Here is a 21,128-nt window from a genome sequence, read left to right as displayed (position 1 = left end):
TCTCCGCGAGACGAAACGCGCCAGATCCCCGCACAACACCCAGTCCACAGCATCCACCCCGAAGGAGTCCCTCATGACCGCACCGACCATCCTCCACGCCACCTTCACGGCGCGACCGGGCGAGGGCGACCGCGTCGCCGCGCTGCTCGCGGACTTCGCCGAGGGCGTCCGCGCCGAGGAGGGCAACGTCGTGTTCGACGCGACCCGTCTCGTCGACGATCCCGACTGCTTCTTCGTGTACGAGGTCTATCGCGACGAGGCGGCGTTCCAGGCGCACCTCGCCTCCCCGGCCGGGGGACCCTTCAACGAGGCGCTGCAGCAGCTCATCGTCGAGCCGTCGTCCGTTCTGACGTTCCTGCGTCGCCTCTGACGGCATCCCTCGGCCCTCTTCGCCTCCACGCCTCTTCGCCTCCACGCCGACGCCCCGGCTGGTTACCCACGCCCCCGCTGACCGACGTCGATCAGACGGGGCGTCGGCAATCAGACGGGGCGTCGGCAATCAGACGGGGCGTCGGCATCCGGGCCACACACGCGAAAGAGCCCCCCGCCCGAAGGCGAGGGGCTCTCCCGTTCTCAGAGGATCACTCGTACAGGACCGCGGCGATCTTCGAGTCCTCGAGGTTCGTCTTGTCGTACCAGTACGAACCCGTGTCGTAGAACTTCTCGACCGACTTGCCGTTGGCGGCGTCGTACGCCGCCTGCACGACCTGCGCGCCGATGCCGATCGGGTCCTGCGTGATGGCGCCGGCCATCGTGCCGTCCTTGATCGCGTTGATCTGCGCAGCGCCGGAGTCGAAGCCGACGATCGTGATCTTGCCCTTCTCGAGGCCGAGCTCGTTCACGGCGTTGACGACGCCGATCGCGGAGCCCTCGTTGGTGCCGTAGATGCCCTTGAGGTCGGGGTGCGCGGCGATGAGGGTCTTGGCGATGTCGGCCGACTTCAGGTGGTCGCCGTCGCCGTACTGGATGTCGACGATGTCGATGTCCGGGTAGTCGGCTTCCATCTTCTCGACGAAGCCGTCACGACGCTCGACACCGGTCGAGTTGATCTGCGAGTGGCCGACGATCGCGACCTCGCCCGATCCGCCGATCAGCTCGGCCATGTGCTCGGCGGCCAGCGCGCCGGCGACCTTGCTGTCGGTGGCCGAGAGGCTCAGGCCCACGTCTCCGTCGCAGGGAGCGTCGAAGTACACGACCGGGATGTCCTTCGACTTGGCCTGCTCGAGCGGGGCGACGCACGCCTCGGGGTCGAGGGCGGCGTAGGCGATGGCATCCGGGTTCTTGTCGATGGCGGCGGTCAGCATCTCGAGCTGCTGGGCGATCTCGGTCTCGGCTGCGGGGCCTTCGAACGTGATGCGCACGCCCAGCTCCTCGGCCTTCTCCTCGGCGCCCTTCTTCACGGCCTGCCAGAACTGGTGCTGGAAGCCCTTCGACACCATGGCGATGTACATCTCGCCGTCGCCGCTGCCTCCGTCGCCGCTGCCCTCTTCGATGACGTCACCGCCGCCGCCGGCACAGCCGGCGAACACGAGGGCGGATGCGGCCACGAGTGCCGCGAATGCGGTCTTCTTGCCGAACTTCATGGAAACTCCATTGTTTGTGGGTGGGTACTGCTGTGGTGGGTGGGTACTGCTGTGGTGATGCGTACTGCGGGTGGTGCTACGGGATGGGTCAGGTGTGCTGGCGGTTGCGCAGCGAGTCGAGGAACACGGCCAGCAGCACGACGATTCCGACGACGATGTTCTGCCACTCGGTCTGGATCGAGAGGATGCGCAGGCCGTTGACGAGCACGCTCATGATGAGCGCGCCGATCACGGTGCCGAGGATCGAGCCGCGTCCGCCGAGCAGCGAGGTGCCGCCGATGATGACGGCCGCGATCGCCTGCAGCTCGTAGCCCATGCCGATCTGCGGCTGGGCGGAGTCGAGGCGGGAGGCGATCACGATGCCCGCGACACCCGTGAAGGCACCGGCGAACATGTAGATGAAGATCGTCCAGCGGCGGGTGTTGACGCCCGAGAGACGCGTGGCCTCCTCGTTGGACCCGATCGCGAAGGTGTAGCGACCGAGCAGCGTCTTCGACAGCACGAGCCAGGCGATGACCGCGAGGGCGGCCGTGATGAGCACGGCGTTCGGGATGCCGGGGATGATCAGGCCGAGCGCGATCTTCTTGAAGTCGGGGGCCGAGCTCGAGAAGTAGATCGGCGCGACGTTCGAGATGACGAGGGCGAGACCGCCGGCGATCATCATCATCGCGAGGGTCGCGATGAACGGCGGGAGGCGGAGGAAGGTGATGTTGATGCCGTTCACGAGACCCATCAGGACACCCGTGAGCACACCGCCGATCACGCCGATCCAGACCGGCAGCCCCATGTTCGTGACGATCACACCGGTCATCACGGCGCAGAGCGCCATGCCGGTTCCGATCGACAGGTCGATGCCGCCGGTGATGATCACGAAGGTCGTGCCGAGGGCGAGGATGCCGATGACCGCCGTGGAGAGAAGCACGGTCGAGATGTTGCTGAACGTGAAGAAGTTGGGGCTCGCGATCGAGAAGAAGATCACGAGCACGATCAGCGTGCCGAACGCGAGGGACTGCTGGACCTGGCGCTTGAGGAATCCGACGACGTCGCGTTTGTCGGTGTTCTCGTCGATGGCCGTCTGGATGATCGTCGTCGTGGACGATCCGTTCTGCGGAGCGCTCATCAGTCTTCCTCTCCGTGGGCTGCGAGTTGCATGATCTTCTCCTGGCTGGCGTCCTCGTTGCGGAGCGTGCCGGTGATGCGACCGTTCGCGAAGACCGCGATGCGGTTCGCGACGCGGAGGATCTCCGGGAGCTCCGACGAGATGACGATGATGGACTTGCCCTGATCAGCGAGCTGCTGCATCAGGCGGTAGATCTCTTCCTTCGCACCGACGTCGATCCCTCGGGTCGGCTCGTCGAAGATGAGGATGTCGCAGTCGCGCATCAGCCACCGGGCGATGACGACCTTCTGCTGGTTGCCGCCCGAGAGGAGCTTCACGACCTGGTTCACCGAGGGCGTCTTCACGCGCAGCTGCTGCACGTAGTCCTTGGTGCGGTTCTTGGCCTTGCCGTCGCCCATCCAGCCGATCGCGTTGGCGTAGGAGCCGAGCGAGGCGAGCACGGTGTTGAACGTCACGTCCTGCTCGAGCATGAGACCCAGCAGCTTGCGGTCCTCGGAGAGGTAGCCGACGCCGTGCTTGACGGCATCCGCGGGCTGGGAGATGCGCACGGAGCGTCCGCCGATCGTGACGACGCCGCCGTCGCTGCGGTCGGCGCCGATGATCGCGCGGGCGGTCTCGGTGCGTCCGGCGCCCATGAGGCCGGCGAAGCCGAGGATCTCGCCCTTGTGCAGCTGGAAGGAGACGTCCTTGAGGAGGGCCTTGGTCGACAGCCCCTGCACATCGAGGACCACGGGGTCGTTCGCATGCTCGCGCGCCTGCGGACGGGTTCCCTCGTCGATCACGCGGCCCACCATCATCTCGATGATCTTCGGGATGCTGACCTCGGACTTCTCCAGTGATCCGATGTATGTGCCGTCTCGGAGCACGGTGACACGGTCGGCGAGGCGCCGCAGCTCGTCCATGCGGTGGGAGATGTAGACGATGCCGGTGCCGGCGGCCCTGAGCTGCTCGATGAGCACGAACAGGGTCTCGACCTCGGAGTCGGTCAGCGCCGAGGTGGGCTCGTCCATGATGAGGACCTTGGCGTTGAACGACAGCGCCTTCGCGATCTCGACCATCTGCTGCTCGGCGACCGTGAGCTCGCCGACCTTCTGCCGCGGGTCGAGCCGGATGTTCAGACGCGTCAGCAGCTCGGCCGTCTGCGCGTTGAGCTTGCGCTCCGACAGGAATGGGCCGGACGTGGGCTCGCGCCCGACGAAGATGTTCTGCGCCACGGTGAGGTCCGGCATCAGGTTGAGCTCCTGATGGATGATCGTGACGCCCAGCTGCTGCGCCTGCAGCGGGCTGGTCAGCTCGACCTCCCGGCCCTCGAACGTGATCGTGCCCTCGTCCTTGGTGTAGATCCCCGAGAGGATCTTCATGAGCGTGGACTTGCCTGCACCGTTCTCGCCCACGAGAACCAGCACCTCGCCGGCGTGCACCTCGAGGTGCACGTCCTTCAGCGCCTGCACGCCCGGGAATCCCTTGCTGATCCCGTCTACTCGGAGGATGGGGTCGCCCATGCGCTCACCTGCTTCCTTGAAGGTCGTCTCCGCTGTTTCCGGTTCGGGCCGGAAACATCGGATCAATTCTGCGGCCTGCGGTGCCTGCACCGCAAGTTGTATCTAAATGTATCTAACTGACTGCGGAAAGGGAATATCTGTAATAACAAGTGGGTCACAGCTCGCCTGGGACCCGGCGGCCCAGTCTAGGTGAAATCGATTTCAGATCAACCCCTCACCGATATAGCGCTCAGTGGAGCCGGATCGAGTCGACGGCCACGAGCTTGTCCCGGATATACGCATTGGCGTGTGCGCCGAGTTCCTCGTTGTCGGTCCACAGGTTGCGCCAGATGCCCAGCATCCGACTCAGATCCGGAGCGACGACGGCCGAGGAGAACGATTCGAAGACGATCGGACCCTCGTAGCCGACACGTCCGAGAGCCTTGAAGAACGTGTCGAAGTCGACCGTCCCCGTGCCGAGGTAGCCGCGGTGGCTCTCGCCGATGTGCACGTACCGCAGCGACGGCGCCGCGTCCAGCACGGGCGCGAACATGTCCGACTCCTCGATGTTCATGTGGTACGTGTCGAGATGGATGCCGAGGTTCGGCCTGTCCACGGCGGCGAGGTAGTCGATCGCCTGCCGCGTGGTGTTCAGCACGTTCGTCTCGTAGCGGTTCACGACCTCGAGCGCGACCTCGACGCCGCGGTCGGCGGCGTGCTCGGCGACCCTGGCGATCGTGCGGCGGCTGCTCTCCAGCCCCTCCGGAGTCACCGGCTCCATGTACTTCTTCATGGCGCTGTAGATCACCCCGCAGAAGTGGCGTCCGCCGAGCTCGGCCAGCACGTCGACCGCGCGCAGCAGCAGCTCCTCCCCCGCCTGGACGACCGCGGGATTCGCGCTCGTGATGTCGGTGGACTCGGAGAGTCCGAGCGAGGCGCTGACCGCGAGCTCGTGGTCGGCGAGCGCGTCCCGTGCGGCCGCGACGTCGAAGGAGAACGGGTCCATCAGCGGGAACTCGATGAGGTCGAAGCCGGCCTGCTTGGTCTTCTCGACGGACAGGCGGATGCCCTCGGCGTCGAAGCGTCCGGTCCACACCAGTCCGTGGCATCCGATGTTCATGGCACCTCTCGGAGGCGGGTGTGCGGCACCGTCGCCTCCGTCGATTGGCACGTGCCAAATCGACATGCGAGCCACGCTACGTGCGCGGCCCCACGACTGTCAAGAACTTTCTTGGCACGTGCCAAGTCCTGCACTAGCCTGGTCACGCACCGCATCAGCAGAGGAGCTCCATGCCCGCCAGCGTCAAAGACGTCGCCGCCCTCGCCGGGGTCTCCTCCTCGACGGTCTCGAACTACCTCAACCATCCGCACGTGCTCGGCGCAGCGAGCGCCGAGAAGGTGCGCGCCGCGATCGCGCAGCTGGGCTACGTGCCCAACGAGTCGGCACGGCAGCTGCGCGCCGGAACGAGCAGGACCCTCGCGCTCGTGCTGCTCGACGCGTGGATCCCGTACTTCCAGGAGCTCTCCCGCGGTGTCGAGGACATCGCGCGCGAGGAGGGCTGGTCGCTGTTCTTCAGCAACAGCAGCCGTGACGGCGACCTCGAACGACGCAACATCGACATGTTCGAGGCGCACCGGGTGCAGGGCATCGTGATCTACCCGCTGGGCGACGTCGTACCGCGCCTCGAGCAGCTGGCGGAGCGCGGCATCCGCTCGGTCGTGATCGGGCCGACCCGCGAGTCCTCGACGGTCGGGTCCGTGCTCTTCGACGACCGCGGGGGCGGGCGTCTCGCGGGCGAGCACCTGCTCGCGCTCGGCCGCCGCCGCATCCTGTTCCTCGGTGCGCCGTCGGTGAGCCAGTCGAACGACCGCCTGCGCGGGCTCCAGGATGCCGTCGCCGAGTCCTCCGCGACCGTCGAGGTCGACGAGGTCGCGCATCTCGCGACGGAGGACGGCCTGGAGGCGGGGGCGCGGATCGTCGCGCTGCCGCCGAACGAGCGCCCGGACGCCGTCTTCGCAGCGAACGACATGGTCGCGATCGGCGTGCTCGCACAGCTGATGAGACACGGCGTCCGCGTCCCGGAAGACGTCGCACTCGTCGGATTCGACGATGTCGCGCAGGCCCACCAGTCCGTCGTCCCGCTCACCAGCGTGCGGCAGCCCGGATACGAGATCGGTCGCGCCGCGGGCGCCGCCCTGCTGAGACAGCTCGCCGATCCCACGGCGCCGCTGCCCGAGCCGACGCCGTTCGCGGCCGAGCTCATCGTGCGGGAGTCGACCGTCGGGCGCTGATCCCGCTCGACCCCACCCCGAGGTAGGAGATCTACCCGGTGCAGGAGAGTTCCCGCCGAATCGTCCTACGCCGGCGCTCTCGCCTACCGCCGCTGCACCCCGGCACCCACACGCGACCGTCTCAGGCGGGGATGAGCCCTTCCGCCGCGAGCTCCTGCCACAGCGCAGCCGGAATGTCCCGCGCCGCGTGCTCCGCGTTCTGCCGCAGCTGCTCCGGCCGGCTCCCGCCCACGACGACCGAGCGCACGACGTCGGACTGCAGCGGATACTGGATCGCCGCGGCCGGCAGTGGCACGTCGTGCGCGGCGCACACGGCGGCGATGCGCACGAGTCGCTCCCAGAGCTCGTCCGGCAGCTGCCCGTACTCGTAGCGGCCGTCGCGTCGCGGTTCGTCCGAGGCGAGCAGCCCGGAGTTGAAGACGGATGCCGCGACGATGCCCGTCCCGCGCTCGCGGCAGGCCGGTAGCACGTCCACGGCCGCCGGCTGCTCGAGCAGCGTGTACCGGCCGGCGACCATCACGAGATCGAGGTCGGCTCCACGGACGGCCGCGGCGAGAGCATCCGACACCATCGATCCGATGCCGACCGCGGCGACCTCACCGGCATCGCGCAGCCCTTCGAGGGCGGGCAGCGCTTCGGCGAGCGCGAGATCGAGGTCGTGCCGTTCGGGGTCGTGCAGGTAGAGCAGGTCGATGCGCTCGATGCCCAGCCGCTCGCGCGACTCGTCGAGGCTGGCGCGGATGCCGTCGGCCGAGAAGTCCCACACCCGCTGCAGGTCGTCGGGCACGTGGAAGTCGTTCGCAGTGTCGAGTCCGCCCGCGTGGTCGGGGTTGGGGCGCAGCAGCCGACCGACCTTGGTCGACAGCACGTACTCCTCGCGGGGCTTGGTCTGCAGGAACGCGCCGAGGCGCCGCTCCGAGAGTCCGAGCCCGTAGTGCGGTGCGGTGTCGTAGAAGCGGATGCCGCTCTCCCACGCCGCGTCGAGCACGGCCCAGGCCTCCTCGTCGGTGAGCTCCCGGAACAGGTTGCCGACGTTCGCGGCGCCGTAGCCGAGCGTCGGGACGGTCAGCCGATCAGACCGTGACATGCGCGCCCGTCCACGTGTAGTCCGCGATGCTGTCGGCCTTCATCTCCATGCCCGCTCCCGGAGCGGTGGGCGCCATGTACGAGCCGCCCTGGATGTCGGTCGGCACGACGAAGTGCTCGTGCAGGTGATCGACGAACTCGATCATGCGCCCCTCCCTCGTGCCCGTGACGGCGACGAAGTCGAACATCGACAGGTGCTGCACGGCTTCGCAGAGTCCCACGCCTCCCGCGTGCGGGCACACCGGCACGCCGAACTTGGCTGCGAGCAGCAGGTTCGCGATGTTCTCGTTGACGCCGGCGACGCGCACGGCGTCGATCTGCATGACGGAGATCGCCTCGGCCTGCAGCAGCTGCTTGAAGATCACGCGGTTCTGGGCGTGCTCGCCGGTGGCCACGCGGATGGGCGCGACGCCGCGCGCGATCTCGGCGTGCCCGAGCACGTCGTCGGGGCTCGTGGGCTCCTCGATCCAGGCAGGGTGGAACTCGGCGAGCGCGTTCACCCACTCGATGGCCTCCGACACCTCCCAGCGCTGGTTCGCGTCGATCGCGATGGGGAAGTCGGGCCCGCACACCTCGCGGGCCTTGCGGAAGCGGCGGATGTCGTCGTCGAGGTCGGCGCCGACCTTGAGCTTGATCTGCGTGAAGCCGTCGGCCATGGCCTCGCGGGCGAGCCGTTCGAGCTTCTCGTCGGAGTAGCCGAGCCAGCCGGGGCTCGTCGTGTACCCCGGGTATCCGGTCGCGAGCAGCTCGCGCTCGCGGTCCTCCCGGCCCGGCACGGCGGCGCGGAGGATCTCGAGGGCCTCCTCGCGGGTGAGCGCGTTGGTGAGGTAGCGGAAGTCGACGAGGTCGACGATCTCCTCGGGGCTCATCCGGCCGAGCAGCTGCCACAGCGGCAGGCCGGCGCGCTTGGCCTTGATGTCCCACAGCGCGTTGATCACGGCGCCGATCGCCATGTGCATGACGCCCTTCTCGGGTCCGAGCCAGCGCAGCTGGGAGTCGCCGATGATGTCGCGGAACGTCCCGCCCATGTCGTCGAGCAGCGGTTCGATCTCGCGTCCGACGAGGTGTCCGGCGAGCGCGTCGATCGCCGCGACCTGCACGTCGTTGCCGCGACCGATCGTGAAGACGAAGGCGTGCCCGTCGTGGCCGTCGCCGGCGTCGGTGCGCACGATGGCGTAGGCGGCCGAGTAGTCGGGGTCGGGGTTCATCGCGTCGGAGCCGTCGAGGCTCAACGAGGTGGGGAAGCGGATGTCGGTCGTGTCGAGGGCGACGATGCGGCTCACGGGTTCCTCTCGGGCACGGATGGGATTCGTGCGGATCTCTTGGAGTGTAAACATCCGATGTCTATACTGTCAACGAGACCGGCTGCGTCGGCGCAGCCGGTCTGCACGACGATCCGACTGAGCAGGAGAGACATGAAGTTCGCACGCCTGGGACCCCTCGGAGCCGAGATCCCCGTCCTCGTCGAGGGCGACGTCCACCTCGATCTTCGCCCCGTGACATCCGATGTCGACGGCGCGTTCCTCACGAGCGATTTCTCCGCCCGCATCGCCGCCGCGCGCTCCGCGGGCGAGCTCGTGCCGCTCGAAGGCGCTGCGGACCTGCGCATCGGCTCCCCCATCGCGCGCCCCAGCGCGGTCATCTGCATCGGCCAGAACTACGCAGCTCACGCCCGCGAATCCGGCGCGGAGCCGCCCACGGTGCCGATCATCTTCCTCAAGACCCCGAACACGGTCGTGGGCCCGCACGACACGGTGACGATCCCGCGCGGCAGCGAGAAGACCGACTGGGAGGTCGAGCTCGGCATCGTGATCGGCGCTCGCGCGGCCTACCTCGACTCCCCCGAGCAGGCCGAGGCCCACATCGCCGGCTATGTCACGGCCGACGACGTCTCGGAGCGGGCCTTCCAGATGGAGGTCTCCGGAGGGCAGTGGTCGAAGGGCAAGATCGCTCCGGGGTTCAACCCGACCGGGCCGTGGCTCGTCACTCCCGACGAGGTCGAGGTCGATGCCCTGCGTCTGCGCAGCTGGGTCAACGGCGAGCCCCGCCAGGACTCGAACACCGACGACATGATCTTCGACGTGCGCACGATCGTGCACCACCTGTCGCAGTACGTAACGCTCGAACCGGGCGACCTCATCCTGACGGGAACACCGCAGGGCGTCGCGTTCGGCGGGAAGTTCCCCTACCTGAAGGCCGGGGACGTCGTCGAGATCGAGATCGAAGGGCTCGGGCGTCAACGCCACGAGTTCGTGGCCTGGGAGGCGCAGAAGTGAGCGAAGGACTGAACGGACTCGTCGCGATCGTCACCGGCGGGGCCTCGGGGCTCGGCGCCGCGATCGCCGCCCGCCTGTACGCCGACGGGGCGCAGATCGCCGTGCTCGACCGCGACACCTCGGGAGCGGATGCCGCGTTCGCGGCGTTCACCGCCGACGTGTCCGACCGTACGTCGGTCGACGCCGCGGTGGCCGCGGTCGCCGAGCGCTTCGGCCGCATCGACATCGTCGTGAACAACGCCGGGATCGGTGCGCAGGGCGACATCACGGCGAACGACGACGAGGAGTGGGCGCGCGTGCTCTCGATCAACGTGACCGGCATCGCCCGCGTCACGGCGGCAGCGCTGCCCTGGTTGCGGAAGTCCCCGAGCGCGGCGGTGTGCAACACGGCATCCATCGCCTCGACCACCGGGTTGCCGCAGCGTGCCCTGTACAGCGCCTCGAAGGGCGCGGTCGCGGCGCTCACTCGCGCGATGGCGACCGACCACCTGCGCGAGGGCATCCGCGTGAACGCGGTCAACCCCGGCACGGCCGACACCCCGTGGGTGGGACGACTGCTCGACACGGCATCCGATCCCGACGCGGAGCGCGCGGCACTGGAGGCCCGGCAGCCGCACGGCCGCCTGGTCGCGCCCGACGAGGTCGCCGCAGCCGTCGCCTACCTCGTGAGCCCGGACGCGGGGTCGACTACGGGCACGTTCCTCGAGGTCGACGGCGGCATGGCGCGGTTGCGTCTCCGCCCCGTCGGCAGCTGACCCCGCCCGATCTGCGGGGCCGGTCCCGATCCGCGGATCGGGACGGCCCGCTCGCGTCACTCCCCGCGGAGCCACCCCAGGATGCCGCGGCGCGGCCGATCCGATGCATCCGCGGCCTCGCGGCGCTCGCCGATCCGATAGAACTCCCAGGCGTTGCGCCACAGGATCGCGTCGACGTCGTGGCCGCGCTCCTCGGCCCACGCGGTCACGGTCTCGGCCCAGCGGTCACGGCCGTGCGGCTGGTACACGGGCGATCCGTCCTCCGGCGCGTGCGGGTCGTCGTGTTCCGCGGGGCCGATCACCGAGACCGGCCAGTCGCTCCCCCACATCAGGCGGTCCGCTCCGAACGCGTCCGCCGCGGCATCCAGGAAGGGTTCGAGCTGCTCCCGCGTCCAGTTCCCGCCGGCTTCCGCCGGCAGCCCGGAGAGCTTGCAGAAGGCGAGCGGATGCCGCGCGAGGTCGGCGAGGTCGCGCACCCATTCCGGGGTCGGCGCCAGCGGCGCGTCCGCGGTGCCGACCGCCGGCTTGCCGAGGTGGTCGAGCGCGATGCGCAGTTCGGGCACCGCGGCGGCCAGCCGCGAGACCTCGGGCAGCTGATCGGGGCGGATGCAGGCGTCGAAGGTCCATCCTCGGGCGGCGACCTCGCGCGCGCCGGTCACGAATGCGGCCGTCCCGGAGAGGCCGTCGTCCGCACCCTGTAGGAGGTGCCGCACGCCGACGACCAGCGGCTCGACCTCGAGCCCCTCCAGGTGCGCGGTCGTGTCGGTGCCCCGGTCGAGTCGCACACCGGCGACGATTCCGACCACACCGAGCGCGGGCGCGAGACCCGCGACCCAGCGGACCTCCTCGAGGAAGTCGGCCTCCACGGTCTCGGCCTGCACGAAGACCGACGACTCGACGGTCGCCCGCGCGACGCGGGAGTGCTCGATCTCCGTGTCGGCGAACCGCCACGCGAGGGGCCCTTCGAGCCAGGTGTAGTGCAGAACCTCGGGGTCCCAGAGGTGCAGGTGCGAATCGAGTACGCGCATGCCGACCATCCTGCCTCAGACATCCGATGAATCGCTAGGATGACGCCATGGCTGTGACAGACGAGGCGATCGAGAAGATCAAGGCGATGATCGTGTCGGGCGAGCTCGCTCCCGGCGACCGCCTCCCGCCCGAGAAGGAGCTGTCCGAGCGTCTGGGCCTGTCGCGCAACTCGATGCGCGAGGCCGTGAAGGCGCTCGAGGTCATCCGGGTGCTCGACGTGCGCCGCGGCGACGGCACCTACGTCACGAGCCTCGAACCCCATCTGCTCCTGGAGGCGATCTCGTTCGTCGTCGACATGCACGACGACGACTCGATGCTGGAGATCTTCGCGGTGCGTCGGATGCTGGAGTCGCAGGCCACCGGTCTCGCCGCGACGCTCGGCACGGCGCAGGCGATCGCGCACCTCGAGCAGGAGGTCGCCTCGGTCGACGCGAACGTCAGCATCGAGGAGCTCGTCGAGCACGACATCCGGTTCCATCGCGAGATCGTCGCGATGTCGGGCAACGCCTATCTCGCGAGCCTGATCGAGCACCTGAGCAGCCAGACCGTGCGGGCGCGCGTCTGGCGCGGACTCACCGAGGGCGGTGCCGTCGAGCGCACGCTGTCGGAGCACCGGGCGATCGCGGACGCCGTCGCGCAGCACGATCCGATCCTCGCGACCTCCCTCGCGACGGCGCACATCGCGGGCGTGGAACGGTGGCTGCGTCAGGCGGCGTCGGCCTGATACCCCGCGTCGACTCGCTGCCGGGCGTCAGGCCCCGAGCCGCACCATGGCCGCGTCGAACTCGGCGGCGGAACTGTCGCTGACCTGGTGGGACAGCACGGCGTCGAGCACGTCGGGAGCCGCCGTGAAGTAGGGCACCCCGGCGAGACGGAGGCCGGTGATGTCGTCGGGTGAGCGCAGGCTCGCGGCGAGCACGTTCGATCCGCTTCCGGCGCACACCGCCTGCATCCGCGCGATCACGGCGTCGCCGTCGATCCCGGCATCCCGCATGCGACCCAGGTAGGGCGCGATGTACTGCGCGCCGATGCTCGCGCACGCGAGCGCCTGCGCGACGGAGTACACGGCCGTGACGAGCACGGTCGCGCCGTCGCGCACGAGGGCGGATGCCGCCGCGAAGCCCTCCCGCGTCGCCGGCACCTTGACCGCGACGAGGTCGCCGAGCGCGCGGATCCCCTCGGCGTTGCGGAGGAAGGACGCGGTGTCGCCGCCCCAGGTCTGGAAGAAGATCTCGCGCGCGCCCTCGCTCGCCCACCGGGCGTACAGGTCCGGGATCTCGGCGGCGGTGCGCCCGCCGCGCTCGAGGATCGTGGGGTTGGTCGTGACGCCGTGCATGACGCCGGTGGCGAGGAGCGACGAGACGCGCTCGAGGTCGGCGCTGTCGACGTAGAGACGGGGGGACGGCGCGGTCATGGCTCTCCTCGATCGCAACCTGTCGTTACAGGTTCGGATTCGGCTAATGTAATGACAGCCGCGGACGATTGTCAAAGCCCGCGGATCGACGACGATCAGGAGCGCCATGACCCCCGCCGCCTCGGCCGACCGCACCGGAGTCGTGATCGTCGGAAGCGTGACCGCCGACGTCACCACCTTCTCGACCCGACTCCCCGCGCGCGGCGAGACGATCCTGGGCGACGAGTTCACGCTCATGCTGGGCGGCAAGGGCGCGAACCAGGCCGTGGCGGCCGGACGATCCGGGGCGCTCACGAGCTTCGTCGGATGCGTGGGCGACGACCTGTTCCACGACCTCGTCGTGACCGGGCTGAGCGACGCGGGCGTCGACCTCGCGCACCTGCGGACCGTGCCCGGCCCGACCGGCATCGCGCACATCCGCGTCGACGCCTCGGCGCAGAATGACATCGTCATGGTGCCTCTCGCGAACGCGGCGCTGAGCCCCGAGCAGATCGACGACGCCCTCGCCGCGCTCGCGCCGACCACGTCGGTGCTGCTCACGCAGCTCGAGACGCCCTCCGCTCTCACGGCGCACATCACGGCGCGCGGTCGCGAGCACGGCATGACCGTGATCCTCGATCCCGCCCCCGCAGCATCCCTCCCCGACGAGGTGTGGTCGAGCATAGACATCGTGACGCCGAACGAGACCGAGGCGACGCTCATCAGCGGCGTCGAGGTGACGGACGCCGACTCCGCCGAGCGCGCGGGTCGCTGGTTCCTCGACCGCGGGGTCGGGGCCGCCGTCATCACGCTCGCGGGTCAGGGATCGTGCGTCGTCACGGCCGAGGGCGCCACCGTGATCCCCCCGTTCCCGGTCGAGGCCGTCGACACCACGGCCGCGGGCGACGCCTACGCCGGCTATCTCGGGGCCGCACTCGCGAACGGCAGCACTCTCGACGAGGCGGTGCGCCTGGCGACCGCGGCCGGGGCGCTGGCTGTCACGAAGCAGGGCGCGTCGCCGAGCCTTCCGCTGCGCGCCGAGGTCGACGCGTTCCTGTCCGCCCGCGAAGCCGCCGCCTGAGCCGCCGCACCCGCCGCCCGACCCGCAGCATCAGCCGCCCGAGGAGCCCTCATGCGCAAGACCGCCACGACCATCAACCCCGCGCTCTCCCGCGTGATCAGCGAGACCGGCCACACCGACCTCATCGTGGTGACCGACGCCGGCCTGCCGATCCCGCCCGGGTCGGAGCGCATCGACCTGGCGTACCGGCCCGGTGCGCCCGCGTTCTTCGACGTGCTCGACACCGTGCTCGCCGAACTCGTGGTCGAGGGTGCGACGGTGTCGGCCGAGGTCGCCGAGAAGAGCCCCGAGGTGCTGGCGGCGCTGCGCGAGCGGTTCGCGGACCAGGACTTCGAGATCACGCTCGTGCCGCACGTCGAGTTCAAGGAGCTCACGCACGGCGCACGCGCCTTCGTGCGCTCGGGCGAGTTCACGCCGTACGCCAACGTGATCCTGCACGCGGGAGTGGCGTACTGACATGGAGGACTCGATCGACCGGCACTCCGCAGCGCCGATGTACGACCAGCTGCGGCAGCTGATCATCGAGGGCATCGCCCGCGACGGTCTGCAGCCGGGCGATCCGCTGCCCGGCGAGCATCGTCTGTGCGAGCGGTACGGCATCTCCCGCACGGTCGTGCGTCAGGCTCTCGCACAGCTCGAGCACGAAGGGCTCGTCGAACGCGTCAAGGGCAAGGGCACGTTCGTGTCGCGCCCGCGCACGGCGGAGAGCCTGGTGCACACGCTGGTCGGGCTGTACGACGACGTCGAGCGCCGCGGGGGACACGTGCACAGCGACGTGCTGCGGCACGAGCAGGCCCTGGCCGACGAGGAGATCGCCGCCGCGCTGGAGGTCGAGCCCGGCACCCCGGTCGTCCTGCTCGAGCGCCTGCGGCACGTGGACGGCGAACCGTGGTCGCTCTCGACGACGTGGATGCCGGAGGCGGTCGGCGGCGTGACGCTCGGTGTCGACCTGTCGGAGGCGTCGCTGTACCGGCTGCTCGCCGAGAACGGGATCGTCGCGACGAGCGGTGTCCGCTCCGCCGAGGCGACGGTCGCGACGCACGAGCAGGCCCAGCACCTCGGCGTGAGCGCGGGCTCCGCCCTGCTGCGGCTGCGCAGTGTGAGTCGCGGCGCCGACGGCATCCCGATCGAGTACTTCGTGGCGCACCATCGCGGTGATCGTTCGCGCTTCGAGTTCCAGCTGCAGCAGGAGCAGTCGCAGGCGTCGCTGCTGCACATCGACGACGACGGCGCGGCGTCGAGGGCGGGCACGGTGAGCTGATCGGGCGCCGTCGGGAGCGCCGCGTTACGCTCGATTCATGAGCGACTGGACCAGCACCGCGATCGCCCTGCTGGAAGCCGACGCGAACCGCAGCGCCGACACGCACCTGCACCTGTTCCCGCTGCCGGCCGCGTGGGGCATCGACCTGTACCTGAAGGACGAGTCGGTGCATCCGACCGGGTCGCTCAAGCATCGCCTCGCCCGCTCACTGCTGCTCTACGGCCTCGTGAACGGACGCATCACGGAGGACACGACGCTCGTCGAGTCCTCGAGCGGGTCGACCGCGGTCTCGGAGGCCTATTTCGCGCGGATGCTGGGCCTGCCCTTCATCACGGTCGTCCCCCGTTCGACGAGCCAGGAGAAGATCGACCTCATCGAGTTCTGCGGCGGCACCTGCCACTTCGTCGAGCGCGCGGAGGACATGTCTCCCGAAGCACGGCGCCTCGCGAACGACTGCCACGGCCACTACCTCGACCAGTTCACGTACGCGGAGCGCGCGACGGACTGGCGGGGCAACAACAACATCGCCGAGAGCGTGTTCAGCCAGCTGTCTCAGGAGCGGCATCCGATCCCCCGCTGGATCGTGGTGGGCGCGGGCACAGGCGGCACGAGCGCGACGTTCGGCCGGTACGTGAAGTACCGCCGCCACGACACGCAGATCGCGGTCGTCGATCCTGAGGGCTCGGCGTTCTACGACGGCTGGGCGGGCACTCCCGACGCGCCCGCCGGACGCCCCAGCCGCATCGAGGGCATCGGCCGCCCGCAGGTCGAGCCGTCGTTCGTTCCGACCGTGATCGACGAGATGATCCAGGTGCCGGATGCGGGCTCCGTCGCCGCGATCCGGATGCTGCGCGAACGCACCCTGCACCTCGCCGGCGGGTCGACCGGCACGAACCTGTACGGTGCCTTCCAGCTGATCGCCCGCATGCGCGCGGCGGGCGAGACCGGCAGCGTCGTGACGCTCATCTGCGACAGCGGCATCCGCTACGCCGGCACCTATTACTCCGACGACTGGGTCGCCGCGCAGGGCTGGGACCTCGCTCCGCATCGGGCGCGGCTCGACCGGTTCCTGGAGACCGGGGAGTGGATGGAGTGACCTCGACCTCCACGCCGTTCCGTGACACGATCGTGGGTCCCCGGTGGCTGGCGATCACCGGCGCCGCCACCCTGGTTTTCCTCGCGGTGATCATTGCCGTCGCCGCACCGGCCGTGGTTGCGGAACGCGAGCACGTCGGCGCCTGGACCGTGGTCGTCCTGCTCATCGGTGCTGTGCTCGTCCTGGGCGCGGGCCTGCTCGCGCTGACTCGGCGCATCGTACTCAGCGTCACCTCCGCTCACGTCGACGCCTGGCTCTCGCCATTCCGCGTCGAGCACATCCCGCTCGCCGACATCGAGCGAATCGACCTCGTCGATGTGACGCCGTCCGGGGCCGGCGGAGTGGGATGGCGCATCCTCGGCACTGATCGATTCCTGCTCTGGTCCGCGGGCCCCGCCGTCCGTCTGACCCTGTCACAGGGCAGTACCCGCACTCTGCGCAGCGACCGCGCCGTCGAACTGCGGGCCGCGATTCGCAACGCGCAGACCTCGCCGCAGTAGCCGCCAGGAGTGCCCGGGTACGCTGGCCGCATGACCACTCTCATCCTCACCGTCGCGGGTGCTGACCGTCCGGGCCTCGTGGCCGCCGTCGCCGATGTCGTGGACGCCCACGGCGGCAACTGGGAGTCGAGCCAGCTCGCCGAGCTGTCCGGCACGTTCGCGGGTGTGATCGAGGTCTCGGTCTCGCCGGAGCGGTCGTCCGAGCTGGAGTCGGCGCTGCGTGAGCTCGATGGCCTGCTCACGGTCGCCGTGCGCACCGGCACCGAGAACGTCGCCGCCCCGGAGCGGATGCTGGAACTGCGCGTGCTGGGCAACGACCGTCCCGGCATCGTGCGAGAGGTGTCGGCCGTGCTGCACGCTCATGCGCTGAGCATCGAGGAGCTGGCGACGGAGACGCGGGATGCGGCGATGGCGGGAGGCCGCCTGTTCGAGGCGACTGTCGCGGCGCGGGTTCCTGCGGACGTCGACGTCGACGCACTGCAGGCCGACCTCGAGCGCCTGGCCACCGAGATCCAGGTCGACATCACGTTCGAGTAGGCGCCGCCCCGCCCCGACGCCCCTGCCCCGAACCACCCCTTTCGTCGCGAACCACCCCGGTGCGTGCAGGGCATACGGGGGTGGCTCGGCGAGAGAGGGGTGGGTCGGCGGCGCACGACCGGCGCACGGGCCTCAGGCGGACGACTCCGCGGCCTCGGCCTCGGTGTACAGCCGCACCCAGTACTCCGTCGCCGCGACGTGCGACGATGCGGCTGCCGAGGCGGCGACCGGGTCGGCGGCGGCGAGCCCGCGCAGGATGGCCCGGTGCCCGGCATCCGAGTTGCGCTTGAGCTCGTTCGCGTCGTGCGCGTCGGGGATGCGGTAGGCGCGCGAGCGGGAGCGCAGCACGTCGATCAGGCTCGTGAGGGCGTCGTTGCCGGCGACCTCGGAGATCGTCATATGGAAGGCGTGGTCGAGGCGCGAGTGCTCCTCGAAGTCGTCGCTCGCCTCGATCTCGGTGAGGATGCCGTCGAGCGCCGCCACCGTGTCGGCATCGATCCGCGCGGCGGCGAGCGCCGCGGCGTGCGGTTCGAGCACCCGCCGCAGCTCGGTGAGTTCCAGCACCCCGGCCATGGGCAGCAGCCCGACCGTGAGCGAGAGGCTGCCGATGAGGTCGGCAGCCCGCAGCTCGCCGACGTAGCTGCCCGAGCCGTGGCGCGTCTCGAGCACGCCGAGCGCCGCGAGCATGCGGATCGCCTCGCGCAGCGACCCGCGGGAGACCCCGAGCCGCTCGCACAGCTCCCCTTCGCTCGGCAGGCGGTCGCCGGGGCGCAGTGCGCCGTCGGCGATCAGCGCCCGCAGGCCGTGCAGCGCCGTGTCGAGTGCGCTCATCGTCATCCTCTCGGCCATCGCCTGCTCCTCGTGAAGTCTGTCGGAATGTGCCGACCATGAAAACTCGTATGACAACTATGTTTCATCTTCACCGATACGTAGCCATTTCCGCACTCGTGTGGCAAAGTTGTGCAACAACTCGCCCCTGACTCACCGATGAGGATCGATGCCCGCACTGCCGTTCCCCGCACCGCTCACGCTGAACTCCGGCCTGCGAGCGCGCGACGCCTGGCCCCTCGACCCCGAGGTGATCCACCTCAACCACGGATCCTTCGGCGCCGTGCCCACCGCGGTCGTCGCCCACCAGGACGCGCTGCGCCGCCGGGCCGACCTCAGCCCGGTCGAGTGGTTCCCGCGCATCGCCGAGCGCGTGCAGGAGGCCCGCGAGCGCACGGCTCCGTTCGTGGGCGCCCGCGCCGAGGACAGCGTGTTCGTGCCGAACGCCTCCGCCGCCGCGACCGTCGTCTACAACGCCCTCCGGCTCGAGGCCGGCGACGAGATCCTCGTGACGGACCAGGGATACGGCGCCATCACGATGGGGGCCGAGCGCCTCGCGCGCCGCTTCGGAGCATCCGTCCGCACCGTCGCCCTGCCGCTGCTCGCCTCCGACGACGAGGTCGTGCAGCTGTTCGCCGACACCCTCACCGGGCGCACGCGGCTGATCGTTGTCGACCAGATCACCTCGCCGACCGCGCGCCTGCTGCCCACCCGCCGCATCGCCGAGCTCGCCGCCGCGCAGGGCGTGCGCACGCTCGTCGACGGCGCACACGCGCCCGGCCTGATCGCCGATGCCGCGGCCCAGGCCGGCGGCGACTGGTGGTTCGGCAACCTGCACAAATGGCCCTGCGCCCCGCGCGGATCCGCACTGCTCGTCACCAGCGCTCCCGACCGCGACGAGCTGTGGCCGCTCATCGACTCCTGGGCCGCCCGCGAGCCCTATCCCGTGCGCTTCGACACGCAGGGCACGATCGACGCGACGACGTACCTCGCCACACCGACCGCGATCGACTTCGTCGAGAACGAGTTCGGCTGGGCGTCCGCGCGTCTCGCGATCTCTGAGATCGCGGATGCCGGCGCCGAGATGATCGCCGAGGCGCTGCGTCCCTACGGCGACGAGGACCCGCTCACACCGCTCCCCTCGCCCGTGCCGTCGATGCGCCTGGTGCGCCTGCCGCTCGGACTCGGCGCGACCCGCGAGGAGGCCGACGCGCTGCGCATGGACCTCCTCGACGCGGTGGGCGTCGAGACCGCGTTCACGAGCTTCCGCGGCATCGGCTACTTCCGCCTGTCGGCGCACCTCTACACGGAGGAGTCCGACTTCGCCGCGTTCGTCGAGCGCTGCGTGCCGCAGATCCTCAGCCGCGCCGGCATCCGCTCCGCGAACTCCCTCATCGTCTCCTGACCGCACGACCCGATCCCCCATCCGCACCCACCATCGCCCGAACCACCACCACCCGAACCCACCACCACCCGAAATTGAGAGGCACCTCGTGAAGAAGAACCGCATCTTGACGACCGCAGCGGGAATCGGCACCGTCGCCGCACTCGCGCTCACCGGCTGCTCCGGCGGCAGCGGCGGCTCGTCCGCCGACGGCACCGTGACGCTGCAGATGGTCGAGAGCCTGACCAACCCGGCCCGCACCGACCTGATCCGCGGCCTGCTCGACGAGTTCGAGAAGGAGAACCCCGACATCAAGGTCAACCTGGTCTCGCCGCCGACCGAGCAGGCCGACGCGAAGATCCAGCAGATGCTGCAGTCCGGCAAGGGCGTCGACGTGCTCGAGGTCCGCGACATCACGGTCGGCCCGTTCGCGAACAACGGCTGGCTGTACGACATGACCGCCGACCTGGAGAAGTGGGACGGCTGGGACGCCCTGACCGACAACGCGCAGTCCGCGTCGGTCGCGGCCGACGGCAAGAGCTACTTCGTGCCCTACGGCTTCTACGGTCTGTCGCTGTTCTACCGCACCGACCTCGTTGCCGACGCCGGCTTCGACGGTCCGCCGCACAGCTGGGAGGACCTCCTCGAGCAGGCCAGCGCCATCCAGGACCCGTCGAACAACGTCTACGGCTACGCCTTCCGCGGCGGAGCGAACGCCAACAGCAACGTGGTCGCGGCGATCGAGGCCTACACGATCGACGGCCTCGACACCGAGGACGCGTTCCTCATGAAGGACGGCTCGACGATCTTCGCCGCCCCCGAGGCACAGGATGCCGTCGACGACTACTTCGACCTGTTCACCGAGGCGTCGCCGCCCTCGGCCGTCTCGTGGGGCTACCCCGAGATGGTCGCCGGCTTCACGAACGGCACCACCGCGTTCCTGCTGCAGGACCCCGAGGTCATCGCGACCGTGCAGGACTCCTCGCTCACCGAGGACCAGTGGGACACCGCTCCGCTGCTCGTCGGCCCTTCGGGCAAGGCCGCGCAGCCGCTGGCGGTCGCCGGCTGGGGTGTCGCCGAGAACAGCGAGCACCAGGAGGCCGCGGTGAAGCTCGTCGAATTCCTCTCGTCGGCCGAGCCCGCAACCGAGTTCGCGCAGGCGAACAGCCTCGTGCCGATCATCGCGGAGGCGGCCGACGACGAGTTCTACTCGACGGGCCCGTGGACCAGCTACGTCACCATGACGGAGGACCCGGAGACCTACGTGAACGTGCGCCAGCCGCGCGGAGTGAGCTGGTGGACCGAGTGGATCCAGAAGTCCGACCAGGATGTGCAGAACGTGCTGCTCGGCAACATGTCGACGAGCGAGCTGCTCGAGTCGTGGGACACGTTCTGGACCGAGAAGTACGCCGCGGAGAAGGGTTGA

At 69.6% G+C, this 21,128-nt stretch carries 22 protein-coding genes; 13 read left to right on the top strand and 9 right to left on the bottom strand.

Annotated elements, in window-relative coordinates:
• Positions 1–73 precede the first annotated feature (73 nt).
• Complete coding sequence (locus AKH00_RS08115; protein ID WP_050722232.1) at positions 74–370, top strand: putative quinol monooxygenase; 297 nt, start codon at positions 74–76, stop codon at positions 368–370.
• A 211-nt stretch (positions 371–581) separates the two neighbouring features.
• Here the strand turns inward: AKH00_RS08115 and AKH00_RS08110 are convergent, their stop codons facing one another.
• From AKH00_RS08110 to AKH00_RS08095, 4 genes are all read right to left on the bottom strand, one after another.
• Positions 582–1,583, bottom strand: a complete 1,002-nt coding sequence (locus AKH00_RS08110; protein ID WP_050722231.1) for an ABC transporter substrate-binding protein — start codon at positions 1,581–1,583, stop codon at positions 582–584.
• Between the two features lie 88 nt (positions 1,584–1,671).
• Complete coding sequence (locus tag AKH00_RS08105; protein ID WP_200903825.1) at positions 1,672–2,703, bottom strand: ABC transporter permease; 1,032 nt, start codon at positions 2,701–2,703, stop codon at positions 1,672–1,674.
• On the bottom strand, positions 2,703–4,205 hold the full coding sequence (locus AKH00_RS08100; protein WP_050722230.1) for a sugar ABC transporter ATP-binding protein: 1,503 nt from the start codon (positions 4,203–4,205) through the stop codon (positions 2,703–2,705). The genes AKH00_RS08105 and AKH00_RS08100 overlap by 1 nt, the downstream gene beginning before the upstream one ends.
• A gap of 229 nt (positions 4,206–4,434) precedes the next feature.
• Complete coding sequence (locus tag AKH00_RS08095; protein WP_050722229.1) at positions 4,435–5,304, bottom strand: sugar phosphate isomerase/epimerase family protein; 870 nt, start codon at positions 5,302–5,304, stop codon at positions 4,435–4,437.
• 170 nt (positions 5,305–5,474) lie between these two features.
• On the opposite strand from AKH00_RS08095, the gene AKH00_RS08090 reads away from it, so the two are divergent.
• Entirely contained in the window at positions 5,475–6,476 is a 1,002-nt protein-coding gene (locus AKH00_RS08090; RefSeq protein ID WP_050722228.1) for a LacI family DNA-binding transcriptional regulator, read from the top strand.
• 121 nt (positions 6,477–6,597) lie between these two features.
• On the opposite strand, the gene AKH00_RS08085 is transcribed toward AKH00_RS08090, so the two are convergent.
• The gene (locus tag AKH00_RS08085; RefSeq protein WP_050722227.1) at positions 6,598–7,563 is read right to left on the bottom strand and encodes an aldo/keto reductase; all 966 of its coding nucleotides are present in this window, start codon (positions 7,561–7,563) and stop codon (positions 6,598–6,600) included.
• Positions 7,550–8,845 (bottom strand): L-fuconate dehydratase, encoded by a 1,296-nt coding sequence (locus tag AKH00_RS08080; protein WP_050722226.1) that lies wholly within the window; start codon positions 8,843–8,845, stop codon positions 7,550–7,552. Before AKH00_RS08080 ends, AKH00_RS08085 begins: the two co-directional genes overlap by 14 nt.
• A gap of 132 nt (positions 8,846–8,977) precedes the next feature.
• On the opposite strand from AKH00_RS08080, the gene AKH00_RS08075 reads away from it, so the two are divergent.
• Both AKH00_RS08075 and AKH00_RS08070 read left to right on the top strand, forming a co-directional pair.
• Positions 8,978–9,838 (top strand): fumarylacetoacetate hydrolase family protein, encoded by an 861-nt coding sequence (locus AKH00_RS08075; protein WP_050722225.1) that lies wholly within the window; start codon positions 8,978–8,980, stop codon positions 9,836–9,838.
• Positions 9,835–10,593 carry an SDR family NAD(P)-dependent oxidoreductase gene (locus AKH00_RS08070; RefSeq protein WP_200903824.1) on the top strand — a complete coding sequence of 253 codons (759 nt, stop codon included), beginning with the start codon at positions 9,835–9,837 and terminating at the stop codon, positions 10,591–10,593. Before AKH00_RS08075 ends, AKH00_RS08070 begins: the two co-directional genes overlap by 4 nt.
• 56 nt (positions 10,594–10,649) lie before the next feature.
• On the opposite strand, the gene AKH00_RS08065 is transcribed toward AKH00_RS08070, so the two are convergent.
• Positions 10,650–11,621, bottom strand: coding sequence for an amidohydrolase family protein (locus AKH00_RS08065; protein WP_050722892.1), 972 nt, complete (start codon positions 11,619–11,621; stop codon positions 10,650–10,652).
• Positions 11,622–11,668: 47 nt separating this feature from the next.
• Between AKH00_RS08065 and AKH00_RS08060 the strand changes: the two genes are divergently transcribed.
• Positions 11,669–12,346: a FadR/GntR family transcriptional regulator gene (locus AKH00_RS08060; protein ID WP_050722224.1), complete on the top strand. Its 678-nt coding sequence runs from the start codon at positions 11,669–11,671 to the stop codon at positions 12,344–12,346.
• Between the two features lie 27 nt (positions 12,347–12,373).
• Here AKH00_RS08060 and AKH00_RS08055 read toward each other — a convergent pair whose 3' ends face one another.
• Entirely contained in the window at positions 12,374–13,036 is a 663-nt protein-coding gene (locus tag AKH00_RS08055; protein WP_050722223.1) for a transaldolase family protein, read from the bottom strand.
• A 106-nt stretch (positions 13,037–13,142) separates the two neighbouring features.
• Between AKH00_RS08055 and AKH00_RS08050 the strand changes: the two genes are divergently transcribed.
• The 6 genes from AKH00_RS08050 to AKH00_RS08025 are packed head-to-tail and all read left to right on the top strand — an operon-like array spanning position 13,143 to position 17,490.
• Complete coding sequence (locus AKH00_RS08050) at positions 13,143–14,096, top strand: ribokinase (protein WP_050722222.1); 954 nt, start codon at positions 13,143–13,145, stop codon at positions 14,094–14,096.
• A 51-nt stretch (positions 14,097–14,147) separates the two neighbouring features.
• Complete coding sequence (rbsD, locus tag AKH00_RS08045; protein WP_050722221.1) at positions 14,148–14,552, top strand: D-ribose pyranase; 405 nt, start codon at positions 14,148–14,150, stop codon at positions 14,550–14,552.
• A gap of 1 nt (position 14,553) precedes the next feature.
• Entirely contained in the window at positions 14,554–15,357 is an 804-nt protein-coding gene (locus AKH00_RS08040; protein ID WP_050722220.1) for a GntR family transcriptional regulator, read from the top strand.
• Positions 15,358–15,394: 37 nt separating this feature from the next.
• Entirely contained in the window at positions 15,395–16,453 is a 1,059-nt protein-coding gene (locus tag AKH00_RS08035; RefSeq protein ID WP_050722219.1) for a PLP-dependent cysteine synthase family protein, read from the top strand.
• A complete protein-coding gene (locus tag AKH00_RS08030; protein ID WP_050722218.1) occupies positions 16,450–16,953 on the top strand; it encodes a hypothetical protein in 504 nt (167 codons plus the stop codon). Before AKH00_RS08035 ends, AKH00_RS08030 begins: the two co-directional genes overlap by 4 nt.
• A gap of 30 nt (positions 16,954–16,983) precedes the next feature.
• The gene (locus tag AKH00_RS08025; protein WP_050722217.1) at positions 16,984–17,490 is read left to right on the top strand and encodes a glycine cleavage system protein R; all 507 of its coding nucleotides are present in this window, start codon (positions 16,984–16,986) and stop codon (positions 17,488–17,490) included.
• A 132-nt stretch (positions 17,491–17,622) separates the two neighbouring features.
• Here the strand turns inward: AKH00_RS08025 and AKH00_RS08020 are convergent, their stop codons facing one another.
• Positions 17,623–18,321, bottom strand: a complete 699-nt coding sequence (locus AKH00_RS08020; RefSeq protein WP_050722891.1) for a FadR/GntR family transcriptional regulator — start codon at positions 18,319–18,321, stop codon at positions 17,623–17,625.
• A 166-nt stretch (positions 18,322–18,487) separates the two neighbouring features.
• Between AKH00_RS08020 and AKH00_RS08015 the strand changes: the two genes are divergently transcribed.
• Positions 18,488–19,723 carry an aminotransferase class V-fold PLP-dependent enzyme gene (locus AKH00_RS08015; RefSeq protein WP_050722216.1) on the top strand — a complete coding sequence of 412 codons (1,236 nt, stop codon included), beginning with the start codon at positions 18,488–18,490 and terminating at the stop codon, positions 19,721–19,723.
• Positions 19,724–19,811: 88 nt separating this feature from the next.
• On the top strand, positions 19,812–21,128 hold the full coding sequence (locus tag AKH00_RS08010; RefSeq protein ID WP_050722215.1) for an ABC transporter substrate-binding protein: 1,317 nt from the start codon (positions 19,812–19,814) through the stop codon (positions 21,126–21,128).

The sequence above is a fragment of the Microbacterium sp. GCS4 genome, assembly GCF_001262495.1.
In the GTDB taxonomy this organism is placed as follows: Bacteria; Actinomycetota; Actinomycetes; order Actinomycetales; family Microbacteriaceae; genus Microbacterium.
Note: the sequence above shows the minus strand (reverse complement) of the source record. Positions and strands in the feature narration are given on the sequence as shown.